Raw genomic sequence first — 13,890 nt, forward strand, 5'->3', positions numbered from 1 at the left:
ATGATGGCCGTCGGCTACTATGTGCGTACTCCAACAGAGCGTGATTGGGGACATGACCAGTAGGGATGCCGATGTCAGTTGCTGTTATTTTTAAGGATTTTGTATCCAATCTGCGCATCACCAACCACGTAACGATTGAAGATCGTTACGCTGGTATCACGCGCTCGCTGAATAAGTATTTTCGGACGTTGGATTCCACCGCCAATAACCTCCAAGTAGGCTCGTATGGCCGGTGGACAGCCATCAAAGGCGTTTCCGACCTCGATATGTTGTACATCATGCCCGACAGTGATTGGGATAGGTACAACAAGGAGGGGGGGCAGTCGAAGCTGCTTTCAGATACTAAGGCTGCAATCCAGGAACGGTACTCCACGACCACGATTACGGTTGACCGCCTGGTGGTGTGCGTGAAGTTCCAGAATTTCAACGTCGAGGTTCAGCCCGTTTTCAAACAAGACGACGGCAGCTTCAAGTATCCTGATACGTACAACGGCGGATCGTGGAAGATCACCAAGCCCAAAGATGAAATCAAGGCTACCAGCGACGTCGATGATGACCAAAATGGAAACCTGCGCCGCCTCTGCAAAATGCTGCGGGCGTGGAAGAACAAGCATGGCATCGGGATTGGGGGCCTCCTGATCGACACGTTGGCACATAATTTCCTCACGCAGACGGACGATTATGCTGACAAAAGTTTCGCCTCATACGACTGCATGGTCAGGGATTTCTTTTACTACGCATCAAACCTTCCACAACAGGAACGTTACGAGGCGCTGGGCAGTCGCCAGCACGTCAAAGTGAAACAGAAATTTCAAAAGCCGGCCAAGCGTGCATATGAGCTATCCCTGAAGGCCATTGAAGCTGCGGGTAAGGAAAACGAGGGAGAGCGGTGGAAGAAAGTATTTGGTCGCGACTTTCCGACCACACGTACAGCCGCACGTGCCGCTATGGAGTCACTGGCCAAGTCCCTTTATACCTTCAGGGACACAGAGGAATTTATCGAGGATCTCGCCCCTATCGATGTCCGCTACCCCTTGGTACTCGACTGTGATGTGGAGCAAAAAGGTTTTCGAGAGCGGTTGCTGAGTGATTTGATTGCACTAGGATTGCCCCTCCAGGCGCGCAAGACACTCAAATTCAAGATTGCTCGAAACGACGTTCCAAAGCCGTACACCGTTAAATGGAAAGTGCTCAATATCGGGGAAGAAGCTGAGAAACGAGATTGCATCCGCGGCTACATAACTGCCGACCTGGGCCATGAGACAGTCCAGGAATCCACGAGCTTTAAAGGCGACCATTTGGTTGAGTGCTATATCCTCAAGGATGGTGTTGTCGCAGCCCGCAGCGAAATAACCGTACCTATTAGTGAAAGCATATGAGTCAAGCGTCGTTACTCAAAAGTATCGCAGAGACGGGCTATAACGTTGGCTTTGGTGGCCGCAAGCACTGGGCTACGTATGACATCGTAGACAAGATCCCAGGGTTGATTGGATTCATTGGCACTGCCGTGGGTATTTTCTCTCTGGTCTACGAGTCACTGTCAGCCAAAAACGTCTCCGCAGTTATGGCCGTTTTTGGCGTTATCGGTATTTATATCTCGGTTTATGATTCAAAAAAATCGGACTACGAGAAGTCTGCCGTGGAGATAACCAAGATTTTCAATGGTCTGCGTGACTTGTACCGCGAGGTTGAAGCGCTGGCGGCGAATGCAGATCTTTCCATCCATTGGGCACGACTGGCTACATTTGAATCTCAGTATTACGGTGCTTCTATCAGCAAACAGATCCTATTCAGCGACTGGTACGCTCACTACAAATTCTTCTGGCAGTATCAAATTGACTGGGTAGCAAACCAGAAGAGTTTTAGCTTTTGGAGAGACAAAGTGCCGCTTACGGCATGGCTAGCTACGGCCGCAATTATCGTGTCGATTGCCACTTGCTTCGCTTTACACATAGACTCAGTCAAGAGTTGTTTCGGTATTGTCTGACCGATGCCGAAGTTTGGAAGGATAGTGGCATTGGCGGTTTTCTATGACGGCGAGGTCGGACCGGGCCTTTACAGCCTAACTCAGCAAATCGCCTTGAATGGTGTCGTCGCGATGCGTATTGCTGACCTTTGCGCTTTCTACGATCTCCAGAAATGCATCTTTCGAACTGGCGGCCTGTTCAAGTAGGCCGCGCTGCTCAAGCGCTATGAACAGCGCTACAGAGTACGCCTGGCAATTTATCGAGCGCTCAGGATTAAACTCAATATCTGTAAACGCTGAATATAACGTTAGCTGAGTTGCGATCAGTGGATGCTTTTTGAGCGCGTTGATGTATAGCCAATCATAGAATGCGGTTCTTGGCTCGAGTGGCCATTCAGTGCCGAAAAACTGAAACGCTGTGAGCCTTCCCGACGATTTTAGCCTCTCATCTTTCTTGGCTTCCCGGGAGGTTAGGGAAAAAATATCGCGATAAGGTCCGCCATGCTCAAAAACCTTGCTGCCCTGAAATGCACATTCAACACTAAATGTCAGATTGTTTTTGAGCGTGGTAATGGTGAGGTTGAAAGCACTTAGAGCGATCCCAAGGTCGAGCTTCGATTTGCTGGACACCTCAAGGACGTCGGTGAGTGAGGGGATCTGTTTCTTTGCAGCTTGGTGCAGCGACTCAACAGATTTCTGTTTTTGAGATGCTGATAATCCTGGAAACCATTTGAATTCGACATGCCTAGTGTCTACTAGCGTAGGTCCTGTGCTGTTCGGGATAAAAATCGGTCTAGATGCCATAAAAATCCTAATTTTTTCTCAGCCCCATGTGCGAGCATATTTACGGTTTGCGAACATTCCTTTGTTGTTCGAATGCACATACGGCTTTCGATCGCCTAGCAAATGTGCATGGGCATCACGGACAAGGGCTTTCTCGTAAATAACTCCGACAATGTACTGCGGCTCGATTACATCGAAAACCAAAACCTCCGCTTGAACGTCTGTAGGGTCTGATATTTTCAACCGTTGCTCAACCCGCGGCAAGCATCCGTCGATTTCCTCGAACATACCCAAGAGCGATTCAGGAGTCATCAGTTGGGGGAGCGGGCAGCAACTGATTCGGCCATCAGCAGCATTGTGCTTGCAGAATGAGCAATCTTTTACCCATAAAATGCTGGGGTGCAGGACCAGAATGACCCAGTCGACGAGGGGCTCGGCCATTCTGTACTTGTACAGCATCTGGCTGTTTGGAAATCCGATTGAAACCGAGTTGCTATCTTTGTGACCGTCAAGGCGCAGTTGATCGTTGATCTGGGGAGCTAAGCCTACCTCATGGGTCCTTCCTATCGGGTATAGCCCATGTTGAAGGATTGTAGGAAGGTTCGATGCTCGTGTGAAATGGAGTAGGTAAGGGATACCACGAGCGGCGGAGTGAGCTTGAATCGCCTGCCTTGGCATAATTTTTCTCCGTAATGGCTATTTGATATTGCCTGTGTGCCGAGGCTAATCCAATTCAGAGCAAACGTCCATGGCGTTGAGCTGCCATAAAAAAGTGGCCGGGGCACGAGCCAGGAAGCGATCGATTATGAGTTGCAAACAACTAGTCTTCGCTAAGCTAGGTGGACAGAGCAACCCTGTAGGGTTGCTCATCGTTTATAGAACTCAATCAATCTAGGATTTAATTTCAACTCTGGTTCTTACATTAATAGCCTGTAACGTTTGGTTTTCTTGCAGTATCTTGTTGTAGATACTGTTGTCACCTTCTGCGCGTATCGTAAGTATCAATGTATAGCGAATGGCAGGTAGATCTTCGCTAATTGTTCCGCCTTGCTCGCGGGCGTGATATTTAACATCAAAAACTGGGGATTGAAGCGTAGATCGTTTAAAGCGTTGATGTCTAGAAAGAGTGGTTTCCCATTTGTGTGCATCCTCTCTCAACTCATACTCACTCGGGTATAGTTTTCCTAGCGAAAAAAATGGCTTGGTGTCAGCATTAGCTCCGTCCAACGTAAATCGATCTTCATTCGCCCGAAAAGAAATTTCAAGACCGGATCTGGTGTAGTGCAATGGATGTTCAGGATCCACGATGGCACTTATACAGAATGTAGCACTTAAATGTACCCATGTTGAATCAGTTGATGCCGGAAGAGGTACTGGGATTCGGAGATGCTTTGAGTTCTCAAGCTCGCCTTGGAATACGATAGTCGCCTCATCATCAAGGCATGTAATTACCGATTCAGGTGAGGTAGGGAATCTACCCCAGCCTACATTTTTCAGATCATGTTCATCCGGTTTCGCAGAGTGCACCATCAGAGCTTTAACTGTGTTTGTGGATAGATTGAAGTCTGTGATGGCGTCAATGCCGGCAGCCACACGTAATGCGTATGGAGCAGCATAGCTTGTGCCCATAGTGTCTACGAAAGAATGGATCCTTGGTGAGTAGACTCTGAACAGGTTGTGAGGCGCGCCACCGAATATCACCCCATCAGGTTTGACTACTCCAGGACTACGTCCTGGCCCCATGCAGCTGTAAGGGGCTCTTGCCCACCCTTGGACTTCCCCGTCACTTGCTCCAACCGAAAGGCTGTTGACCATATCACTAGGTGGTTGTACACGACCATAATCGCCTGGTAGGTCACCGTCGTTCCCTACTGCGACGACTGCGAGGCAGTCACCGTCCTGAAGAAGCGCATCGATAACGGATGTCCACACGTGAACTTCGTCATCGTCAATCGCAATATTAGGTCCGAGGCTCAGGTTTACATATTTATAAGTTTTGAGCTTCAGGGTATCTTCAATGCGAGTGAGTACATCAAATAGGTCAGGGTCGTCGTCACCCTGGGAAATAACTCTGACTATGTCGACGGTAGTGTACGGAGATCCCAGCGTACAGTCCGAACCCAACGCCGGTCCGAATAAGTATGCAGAGCAAACTTCGCTGCCGTGAGCAAGATACTCTGGATGTGAGCCTTCCATTCCTTCTGGTACGATCTCGGTCACCCAGTTAGAGATATGATTTCCGTCTCCTAAGCCTCCATCGAAAATGCAAACCTTGAAATCACGATTCAAGATGTCTGGATTCCAGTTAGGAAGAATTACCGGGTTGCTCACAGGGCTGCGTAGTGTTTCCGGTTTATTCATTCTCAACTTTGGAATGCTTCTGAGTACTCTGAGTTGAGCAAATTTTGCCAGAACTTGTTCCTTGCCACGTGGAATACTTACAGGCAAAAATGTCAATCCACCTACGACTTTGGCTTTTTCTCGTCTTACTGCTCCGCCGTTGAGAGAAGCATAATCGTCGAAAGCGCGAACAACATACTCGTCGTCAGCGGATGCGTGTATAACCACTTCAAGATTCAAGCTGTCGCCAGACATATCGATGCTTTTTATCTTTTCGGCTGCATCAAAATATTCGATACGTTCAAGAGTTCTTAGAACGTCTTCGGATGCTCTTGTTAAAGAGTTTGACGTTAGATCAGTTAATAATTTCCTGTATTGACTTTTTTCACCAGATACAAACACACAACTAGCCAATCCAGCTTCCGGGTGCTTTTTGACACCCCATTGCTCAGGTTTTACGGTTACCGCCCGGGAACCAATATCTTCCATTCCGTAGGCAGAGAACAGCTTTCTCGGATAATAAGATTTTGCTAGATAGGAAGGATGCTGAATAAATTTTATGACTACCTTGCCGCCAGCGCACTCTGTATCTGGTTTATTTTCTATTTTAGATATTATTTCTTCAAGCTGAGAACTAATGCGCTTTATCGCGTCGGATATTGAGTATGGATGTTTTTTTTCGCCACCACCACCACCGATATCTACCTTTGTTGTAAGCGTTTCGCCATATCCGACTATAAAATTGTTCATTGGGTTTCCTTACATTCGACGTGTTGGTCCATAATTTTTTTTACGGTTGGTCTGCTTATTTCCAGTGCGATAGATATGGCTCTCTGAGACATTCCTTCGGCTGCTAATCTAATGACATCTTTCTTTTTTAGCTCAACTTTATTTCCTGGTTTGTTCTCGATGGCTCCAGTGATGCAGGTGATGAAGTTGCACTCATTTAATATGCTTTTCTTTTTGGCTCTCCTCAGGCTTCGATCAATATCGCTGTAGGAAATTTCACCAAAAAAACGTGCGAGATTATCCGCGTGTTTAGTTAGTTCTGGCCAGTAGCTAATGATATAAGCTTTTCGCATTTGTTCGCTTGGAAGATCAAATGATATTTCCAGATCAAACCGACGCCAGATGGCAGGATCCAAGAGGTCGCCGTGATTTGTTGCAGCTATTAATACCGACGATTCAGGCCATTCATCAATAGCCTGTAACAGTACAGTTACCAACCGTTTAAGTTCTCCTAGTTCCCTATCGTCATCTCGCCGCTTAGCTACTGCATCGAACTCGTCAAGAAGCAACACGCAGGGAAATGAAGACGCATGATCAATCACTGCCTTGATATTATTTCCGGTTTTTCCTAGAAAGCTGCTCATGACAGTTGCTAGGTCGAGCGTTAAAAACGGGAGGCCTAGTCTTGATGCAAGCCACCGTGCCGTCATCGTTTTACCGACTCCAGGTGGCCCTTGGAATAATAGTGATTTAGCAGGAGACAAACCTTCGGCTAATAGCTTTGATGCCGATTTTCGCTCAAGAACGACCTGGTCTAGCAGTGCCAGGATTTCTTCGGAGTAAATGGGGGCGTCATCCATGACTACCGGATTTTCGACCCTGACTAAATTTAGTCGGCTGTCTGAATCCACTGGGATAGGTTTCGCTGGCTGAGCTGATCTAAGGCCGTTGGTCGATAGTCGTGACAGGATTTTTTCAGATAACTCTGGATCCCGGTGGCCGGTTTTGACCGCCATTTTGTGAAGATGCATGCGTAGAGTGCGCGGATCTCCGCCTAGAGCTAGGTCTATGAGGCTTAGAATTGCTTTGCTGTCCATGTGTGCTCCGGAAGCGCACGGCTCTGACCCATAGATGAGATGCCGTAAAAGTTACCATTTCTCGGCCTGAGTTTACCATAAATGGTAAATTTTCTGGATATTTTTGGTTTTTGTTTACCGTTTGACGGGTGCGCTTCGATGTTGGGCTGGCTCGAAGACCGACGAGCGGTGGTCGAACCAAAAAATAGAGAGGGCTGCGTTAAATCTAGTGTCAACGCAAAGAGCTGGGGCGCAGGTGGGAGGCAGACATCCGGCGCATTCCTAGAGGCCGCGAAAATCCGTATCAACAGCAGGGGGCTGGAGGGGGCTGCGCAGAATTCTGATCAGCGAACTCGATGGCATCGAGTTAAGTCAGTAGATGATAGGCAATGTTTCGGGTGCTCAAGCGAGTTAATGCTGATGGTCTTTCCTGTCAGTATAAGCAACTTGAGAGATATCTCTGGTGTTGACTAGACGGCTTCAGAGCTCCACTGGCTCTCCCAATAGCACTTCTTCGCCTGCGAGGCTAAGAGAGAAGCCGTGTCGATGGTTTGCTGGCACTTGCCTGGAATAGAGATGCCAGTATTCAGTAGGCGTCTCCGCCTGGATATAGTAAGTAACAGACTCAATTTTGTAATTGGCAGAAAATCGTTTTAGCCCCTCCCTTAGTCTTCCGTACTCCAGGGCCTTGCTTTTCTCCTGGCTTTTAGTCCCGAAATAATGGATGAGTCCATGCTCCAGCAGCATGCCTTCCTCCATTTTTTGTACTTCATCTATTGCGGAGTTGCTAACTGCGAAGCTCATGAGATATGGATTCGTCTGTGTAACTGACATCGCTTTCAGCAGGTTGTAATAGACAAAAATGTCTCTTTCATCGGTGGGCGTGCCATATAGCGAATCACTGTAGCCTCGGTGATCTCGCTTCAACGGGCGGGTTGCGGGGTCATCGGTGGAGCCAACGTATAAAATTTCAGTATCGATCCCAAGATTAATATTCTCCCCCATTAAAAACTCATGCACTGATATTCCTACAGGCTTGCCCTGATCGCTGCCCCAAATTGAAATGAATCGTCCATTATCAACGATAATGGGCAAGCGTCTGCCGCTAAGGGATGGCGATGCCAGGAAGCGGACTTTTCTAACTTTTCGCTTCTTGCCTATTTCTAGATAAATTATTATCTCTCGTTTTGTTAGGCTGTATTTCGGGGGCTTTCTAGTGCTGAATCGTACTTTTTGTCTGGCGGCTATGAAATATACAAAACGTTTGTCATTACTTTCTTTTACTGCGTCGCGATAGTCCTTTAGGTATGCAGCGGCTACTTTCTGGAAGTCAATTCCTGGTGGCGAATTGATCACGAGATCGAACCAAAAGACCGTATAGTCGGCCAGTTCGACGTACCAGTTTTTTTCAGAGTCTTTGTAGGCAGGGGCGTCTTTAATGAAGCTGAAAAAGCCACGTGATTTCATAGCGCTATCCATTGGATATTGAACTGATTATCGGTGCAGCATGAGCACTCTCTGATTGCGAGGCATACGTGGCTCGACTCGATGGATGAAGGTAGCTGGTGAGCGCTAAGCAGTACCTCCTCAACGAAATTATCACTCGACATTCCATCGCTCTAGGCTTGCCCTTATAGCTCTGTTGACGATGTCTGTATGGTTATCAACGATACGGGTTAGCGCTTCGATCCGCTCGACAGTTACCGGCTCGTATGCACCTTCGTTCAGGCGACGAGAGATCTGGTTCAGGTTGCGGCCAAGGGCCAAAAGCTGGTAGTTCGACTCACCCAGTGCGTCGATCTCACTCATTCCAAATTGCGGCTCATGAGTCAGTCCAGCTCGGATGGCATCCACGATCCACCGGCGCATTGAACACCTTTCCACCCGCGTCCGTTCTTTTACTGCCGCCTTTTCAGAAGCGGTCAGTAGGATTTCAAATCGTTGTTTAGGCTCGGCGGCAGGTGCTTCGTGGATCTGATGGTAAATCTTCGGCTGCGGATTTGCGGCCGCCTTCGCCAACTGCTGCTCGATAGCCTCTTTGATTGCCGCGCCGGGCTTCTTACCGAGAGCCTTGCAGTAATCGGCCCATGGCTCTTTGAACGCGCCCAAGTACACGTCCAGGTACTGAGCCGACTTCGACACCTTCGCTTTCTCCATACGTGACTAGCGCCTCCAATGAGTAAGGCCCGGCAGGGCGATCAGAAACTACCGGGGTAGTTTACCGGCGGTTAGCCTATCCTGCACTAGTGCTCCACCGTCTTTCAAATTTGTTCATGAACAAGGAAAAACCATAGTGGAGATGGCGTTGTGTAATACAGCTTTCCGGTGAAAGCCTATCCTGCACTAGGTCTCATATCCCCCAAACATTTGTTCATGAACAAGCTTTCCTTGATGCGGTGTGTCGGATAGTTGGGGTAGAGCGAAGGCAGGCGTAGTGGGTGTCACATTCCCGGCGGAAGCCTATCCTGCACTAGATCTCCACTCGCTTTAGTTCTTGTTCATGAACAAGCTTTTAGCAAAGCTCACTGCGTTCCTGATGGCTGAGAATCGCCCGTGTCAGGAAGCATCTTCTGCGAGAGCATCACAAATTCGTTCAGGTCAATTTCGCCGGTGATGTAGCGCTGGCCAAGGTGTTTCATTCCTTCTGAGGTTTCGAATCCAGAAAGACCAATGGACGCATTGGCGAGGGCGACAGCTTTCTTACGTTGGTTCTGCTCTGCCTCAGAAATCTGATGCTCCGGGTCCTTCCCATCACCGGCTTCGATTTCGGTGCTTCCTTGATGCTGCGTTGGCTCTTGGTTTTCTGAGGTCATGTGGGTTTCTCGCTGTTTGGCTGAACGCAGGAGCGCATCCGCTCTAGTCTTAGGTGCGTGCCAAAGTACCAAGGTTTTTGCTGGATGTGGTGTCAAGGGCGGCACCGGAGGCCGCATGCGGAGCGGAGCCGAAGGCGAGCACCGAACGGGTGAGGATGCCGGGCGTAGCCGCACCCTTGATGCCACAGTAAGCACCGAGCCTATGGCAAGGGGGAGGTCAAGGGCTCTGCCCGCCGTACCTGCCCCCGCAGCCAGTCCGGCAAGTTCGGACGCGGGATGCAACCGAAGGGGGGGCCCAAGCAACGCGCGGAGTTTTCCTAGTCGTGTTGCATTCGCCTTCCGTGAGCTTTGTGTCCGGGGCGGGTTCAATGCGCCTTATGACTGAACATGAATCAGAGGCGCGCTGAAACTGTCTTGTTTTTGGTATTAGTCGTTTATTTACAATCGGTTAACGGATTTTAGAGTTGCCCATCCCCCCGCCCTTCCCGCGAGCGGGAAGGGAGCGAGTCGCCCTCTGTCGTCAAGGGTGCAGGGGGAGGCCTCCGGCCTTGATCCCCTACACCCGTGCCGTAAGCGTTGGTCGCTTCTGCCGCGTCAAGGGGCCGAGTCCTCGTCGCTTCGCTCCTGCGGGCCGCACCAACCCCTTGACCCGACATACGCTTGTCGACGGTGCTCAGAAAAAGACCCCGCCGAAGCGAGGTCTGATGAGTCATAAGTCAGGGCTACTGATTTACTTTGCCGCCGGTAGCGTTCCCCCAGTTTTTGCCCATGTTCTGCATGACGTGCTGTCGGTAGGCTGGGTTCCAGGCTGTGTTACCGGCCGCAAGATGGTTCAAGCGTCCAGCGGTGACCATTTGGCCCGACTGCATGTCGCGCCGCGTGGACTGTCGGTTAAGCCCTTTGGTAATCGGTGAGGCGGCACCGCTCGCGATTCCGCGTAGGGTAAGCCCTGCACTTGATAGCCCACCTGCAAGGCTGCCAGCGACGGCATTGGCTTGCTGCAACATGTACAGCACAACAACCGTTACCACCAGAAGCTCCAGAAATGTGGCAATGGGGTAGTCGGCGGGTGTCGCGAGTATGTCGCTGGTTAGCGATGAGAAGAACTTGATTCCGAAGCTGAGCACAGTGACCACCAACGCTATTTGCAGGATGTAGGTGATGACCTGGGCGAACCAGCTATCGAACCATTTGGATGTGAACTGACCGAACAACAGCATCATGATAAAAATTGGCCCGATCCCCAGCATGATCGACAGCATTCCCTTTGCAACGATGATCATTGCTCCAGCAGGTACCGCGATAATGAGTGTTGCCGCGTAGACGATTATGGCGGTCAACAAATCAAAAAATATCATTCCCACTTCGTGCCAGGCGCGGGTTCCCATCCTCGCCAGGATATCGGCACCTATCGCCCAGCCGTCGGACATGGCTTTGTCCACTACCTGAAACACAGAGGTTGAAGCGGTTGAATCGCCAGTTGCTGAGAAGGCAGAGGCAACCCCCGTTTCTAGGCCGTGAAGTGCTTCCACTATCCACGACATATACGTATCTGCGTTCATTGCCAGTCCGCTAATAAGCAGAAATTTTCCACAGGTCTTGAGGAAGTGGGAAGCGGGTTGCTCGATTGTGCCGGTGATCATCATGAAGCCGATCATGGTCAGATAGAGCGTTCCGCAAAGCGTTACCGTCAGTGAAAAATCATTGATCACTTGGCTGGAAGTGATGCGTATGAAAGTCTGGAGCGTTTGGTCCATGCTCCCCGCGATCCATTCAAATATTCCGGTCGTGGTTGTCATTCTATTTTCCCTGAGAAGAAAAATTGACCGGCTCGCGGTGTTTGTAGCCACGCTGTTCCAGGACTATTGCATTCGCGGCCGATGATGCGTTGATGCAGTTCGCAGAGATCGATAGCTTTCCAGGGTTGGATTTGCACCTATCTAGCGTCTTCAGACGGTCAGATGTATTAGCCTTGTACCAGTCGACGGTTTGAACCGGTTCTTGTCGTTCGCAGCCCGCGAGAATTGAAGCTGTGATGAGCAAGAGAGCAGGAATCCTTTTCATTTTTTCACCTCATCGCCAATGCTGTTGGTTGGTTCCACGCTTGTCGCTTTCGCGTCGCGATTACTGGATATATTCATCGCTGCTGCCAGCTCTGCTTGATCAATGATCCGTAGCGCCGCGACTGTGCGCAGAGCGCTTTCCCGCGTTCCTGCCCAGCTGCCAGCGAGGCGTTCAAAGGTATTGTTGAGAGTGCCTATGCAGGCGCATACACAGCAGACTGAGAGCAATGCAGCGAAACCTGAAGGGATAGGTGCTGACTGCCGGGGAAGCGTTATTCCAAACCAATCAATGGCCGCCATTGCGAATGGCACCATCGCAAGCACTGCGGCTATGAGGTCTCGGTGCAGTAACGTCGGTGCCCGTTTAGAAACTTCTTTCATGTATCCGAGCCGGTCTACGCATACCCAGTATCGGCGGATGGATATGAGAACGAACGTGCAGAAGGTGAGAATGGGTAGGTAAAGGTACGAGATCATAGTGTTGCTCCTTGGGGGAGGGGCGAACGCAGTGCTGTCTTTCCAGCCGTCCGGCGACTCTTTTTATCGAGCTACTTTTCTCGCCAGTCAGGGACTGTCTTTTCGGTCCCAGCACCCTGCACACCGAAGCGTTCTTGGGGTATTTGGATAACTGCGCTCAGAGTTTCTTTTTTAGTTGCCGTTGGCCTCTCATGCAGGTGGGGCTAGGACCAAGCCTTTCGGTCTATCATGATTTTTGTCGATATGTAGGAAATGTTCGCGAGTTCGTCGAGTGCCATCTCTACTGTTCTAAAGCAGTAAGGTCGGTTGTCTTCATCAATGACCGAGTGTTCGCTAACCCCATCAGAGACGGTGAGTGCAAATCCTTTTGAATAATTTGCGTGTAATATTACTTGAATATCTCCTGGGTGCTCTAGGCTGTCACAGTAATTTTCAAGCTCATTAAAATGCAGTTGCATGCTATAGCTCCTAATAAATATACTTTCTAGTTTGGGTTTACTGCTCTCTGCGTCGAGAGATTTTTAGGCCTGTACTAGGGATGAATAAACCAGTTTTGTATTTTTTTAGCAGTCCGTGAAGCAGCCGTATTGGGGTGGTTCGTAATGCGCCTGGTGTCTCCATGACTCCTGAGATTTCATCAAGCAACATTTGGGCGTCCTCTAATGGAACGTCGAGCAGCGCCTTGTATAAGGCTCTAGGCTCATTCGACACCAAGCCCGGTGGATAGAAGAGATCTTTGTGCGACTTATCCACAGAGGGCTTTGTTGTAGTAGTATTTTTTTCTTTTAGTTCTTGTTTTTGTTTCGTATTTAGTAGCGTCGGCTTTGCCTCGGTTGGGACCGCCGCCTTTGGCCTATCCAGATTCGGGTTTTCCGAACCTGGTGGTAGGACCTCCGCTTCGTGCGTTTGCGGGCTGGGATTGATCTCCCAGCTTGTGTTTGAGAACTGGCCTCGCCCATCACGTTCCCGATGGATTTTCAAGTAACCGACGACCTCCAGTTCTTTGATGCGTGCGCGTGTGGCATCACGCCCGTCCCGCTTTTGTTTTGATAGATAAGATAAGTAAAGCTGGAAATTATCTGGCAGATACATCAGGTAAGCTAGTAGCCCTGTTGCTCCCCATGAAAGGGTATTGTCTCGCAGCAAGTTGTTCGGTAGGACGGTAAAGTCTCTGACGTATTTGTGCTTGATAGTTACATGTTCTTTCATGGCCCTTTACTCTGTTGCAGGCGGCGTTTCTAGCTTTAATACGTCATTAACTTGGGCTGTGCGGAAGTATATTCTGCGACCTACGCGAACCATTGTGGGCTTGAGCATTCGTGAGGTCTCACTGTCTGAATATAGAGATACCCGTATGCCGTCAACGGATCGGTCTAGTAGTTTGGCTATGTCGGGCAAACTCATTAACGGGCCGAATCGATCAAGTAAGTACTGCTCAGTGGTCATTGGTAATTTCGCCATGGTGGGAGAAGTTGAGCGAAGTTTTACGCAGTGATTTACTGGTGTCAAACTAAGTGGTGACGCGTATTGGCCAGGAAGTATTGCTTTGGTAGTTGTGCTGTCGCCATATCGCTACCAGGATTATATATCTTGGTTTTCTTGAGGTTGGCTAAGCCCTTGTAATTCAAGGGCTCGTATTGATG

General features: G+C 49.5%; 14 protein-coding genes. 2 read left to right on the forward strand and 12 right to left on the reverse strand.

The features are described from left to right. Positions 1-71: 71 nt before the first annotated feature. Positions 72-1,379, forward strand: a complete 1,308-nt coding sequence (locus AAEZ06_RS11565) for an SMODS domain-containing nucleotidyltransferase (protein ID WP_350614347.1) — start codon at positions 72-74, stop codon at positions 1,377-1,379. Then, positions 1,376-1,987: an SLATT domain-containing protein gene (locus tag AAEZ06_RS11570; RefSeq protein ID WP_350614349.1), complete on the forward strand. Its 612-nt coding sequence runs from the start codon at positions 1,376-1,378 to the stop codon at positions 1,985-1,987. Before AAEZ06_RS11565 ends, AAEZ06_RS11570 begins: the two co-directional genes overlap by 4 nt. A 75-nt stretch (positions 1,988-2,062) precedes the next feature. Here AAEZ06_RS11570 and AAEZ06_RS11575 read toward each other — a convergent pair whose 3' ends face one another. From AAEZ06_RS11575 to AAEZ06_RS11630, 12 genes are all read right to left on the reverse strand, one after another. Further along, on the reverse strand, positions 2,063-2,770 hold the full coding sequence (locus tag AAEZ06_RS11575; protein ID WP_350614351.1) for a DarT1-associated NADAR antitoxin family protein: 708 nt from the start codon (positions 2,768-2,770) through the stop codon (positions 2,063-2,065). 18 nt (positions 2,771-2,788) lie between these two features. Beyond that, complete coding sequence (locus tag AAEZ06_RS11580) at positions 2,789-3,427, reverse strand: DarT ssDNA thymidine ADP-ribosyltransferase family protein (protein ID WP_350614353.1); 639 nt, start codon at positions 3,425-3,427, stop codon at positions 2,789-2,791. A gap of 213 nt (positions 3,428-3,640) precedes the next feature. Then, positions 3,641-5,839, reverse strand: a complete 2,199-nt coding sequence (locus AAEZ06_RS11585; protein WP_350614355.1) for a S8 family peptidase — start codon at positions 5,837-5,839, stop codon at positions 3,641-3,643. After that, entirely contained in the window at positions 5,836-6,915 is a 1,080-nt protein-coding gene (locus tag AAEZ06_RS11590; protein WP_350614357.1) for an AAA family ATPase, read from the reverse strand. The genes AAEZ06_RS11585 and AAEZ06_RS11590 overlap by 4 nt, the downstream gene beginning before the upstream one ends. 459 nt (positions 6,916-7,374) lie before the next feature. Then, positions 7,375-8,361 carry a hypothetical protein gene (locus AAEZ06_RS11595; RefSeq protein WP_350614359.1) on the reverse strand — a complete coding sequence of 329 codons (987 nt, stop codon included), beginning with the start codon at positions 8,359-8,361 and terminating at the stop codon, positions 7,375-7,377. 132 nt (positions 8,362-8,493) lie between these two features. Further along, positions 8,494-9,051, reverse strand: coding sequence for a plasmid mobilization relaxosome protein MobC (locus tag AAEZ06_RS11600; protein WP_350614361.1), 558 nt, complete (start codon positions 9,049-9,051; stop codon positions 8,494-8,496). 365 nt (positions 9,052-9,416) lie between these two features. After that, positions 9,417-9,707 carry an antitoxin VbhA family protein gene (locus tag AAEZ06_RS11605; protein WP_350614363.1) on the reverse strand — a complete coding sequence of 97 codons (291 nt, stop codon included), beginning with the start codon at positions 9,705-9,707 and terminating at the stop codon, positions 9,417-9,419. Between the two features lie 722 nt (positions 9,708-10,429). After that, complete coding sequence (locus AAEZ06_RS11610; RefSeq protein WP_273507500.1) at positions 10,430-11,506, reverse strand: TrbL/VirB6 family protein; 1,077 nt, start codon at positions 11,504-11,506, stop codon at positions 10,430-10,432. Position 11,507: 1 nt separating this feature from the next. Further along, on the reverse strand, positions 11,508-11,771 hold the full coding sequence (locus AAEZ06_RS11615) for an EexN family lipoprotein (RefSeq protein WP_095009913.1): 264 nt from the start codon (positions 11,769-11,771) through the stop codon (positions 11,508-11,510). Further along, positions 11,768-12,151 (reverse strand): hypothetical protein, encoded by a 384-nt coding sequence (locus tag AAEZ06_RS11620; protein WP_256349234.1) that lies wholly within the window; start codon positions 12,149-12,151, stop codon positions 11,768-11,770. The genes AAEZ06_RS11615 and AAEZ06_RS11620 overlap by 4 nt, the downstream gene beginning before the upstream one ends. A 299-nt stretch (positions 12,152-12,450) precedes the next feature. After that, on the reverse strand, positions 12,451-12,705 hold the full coding sequence (locus tag AAEZ06_RS11625; protein WP_176991571.1) for a hypothetical protein: 255 nt from the start codon (positions 12,703-12,705) through the stop codon (positions 12,451-12,453). 37 nt (positions 12,706-12,742) lie between these two features. Then, entirely contained in the window at positions 12,743-13,456 is a 714-nt protein-coding gene (locus AAEZ06_RS11630) for a hypothetical protein (protein ID WP_350614367.1), read from the reverse strand. Positions 13,457-13,890: the final 434 nt, after the last annotated feature.

Origin of the sequence: Pseudomonas sp. HY7a-MNA-CIBAN-0227, assembly GCF_040310325.1 — a bacterium.
GTDB lineage: Bacteria > Pseudomonadota > Gammaproteobacteria > Pseudomonadales > Pseudomonadaceae > Aquipseudomonas.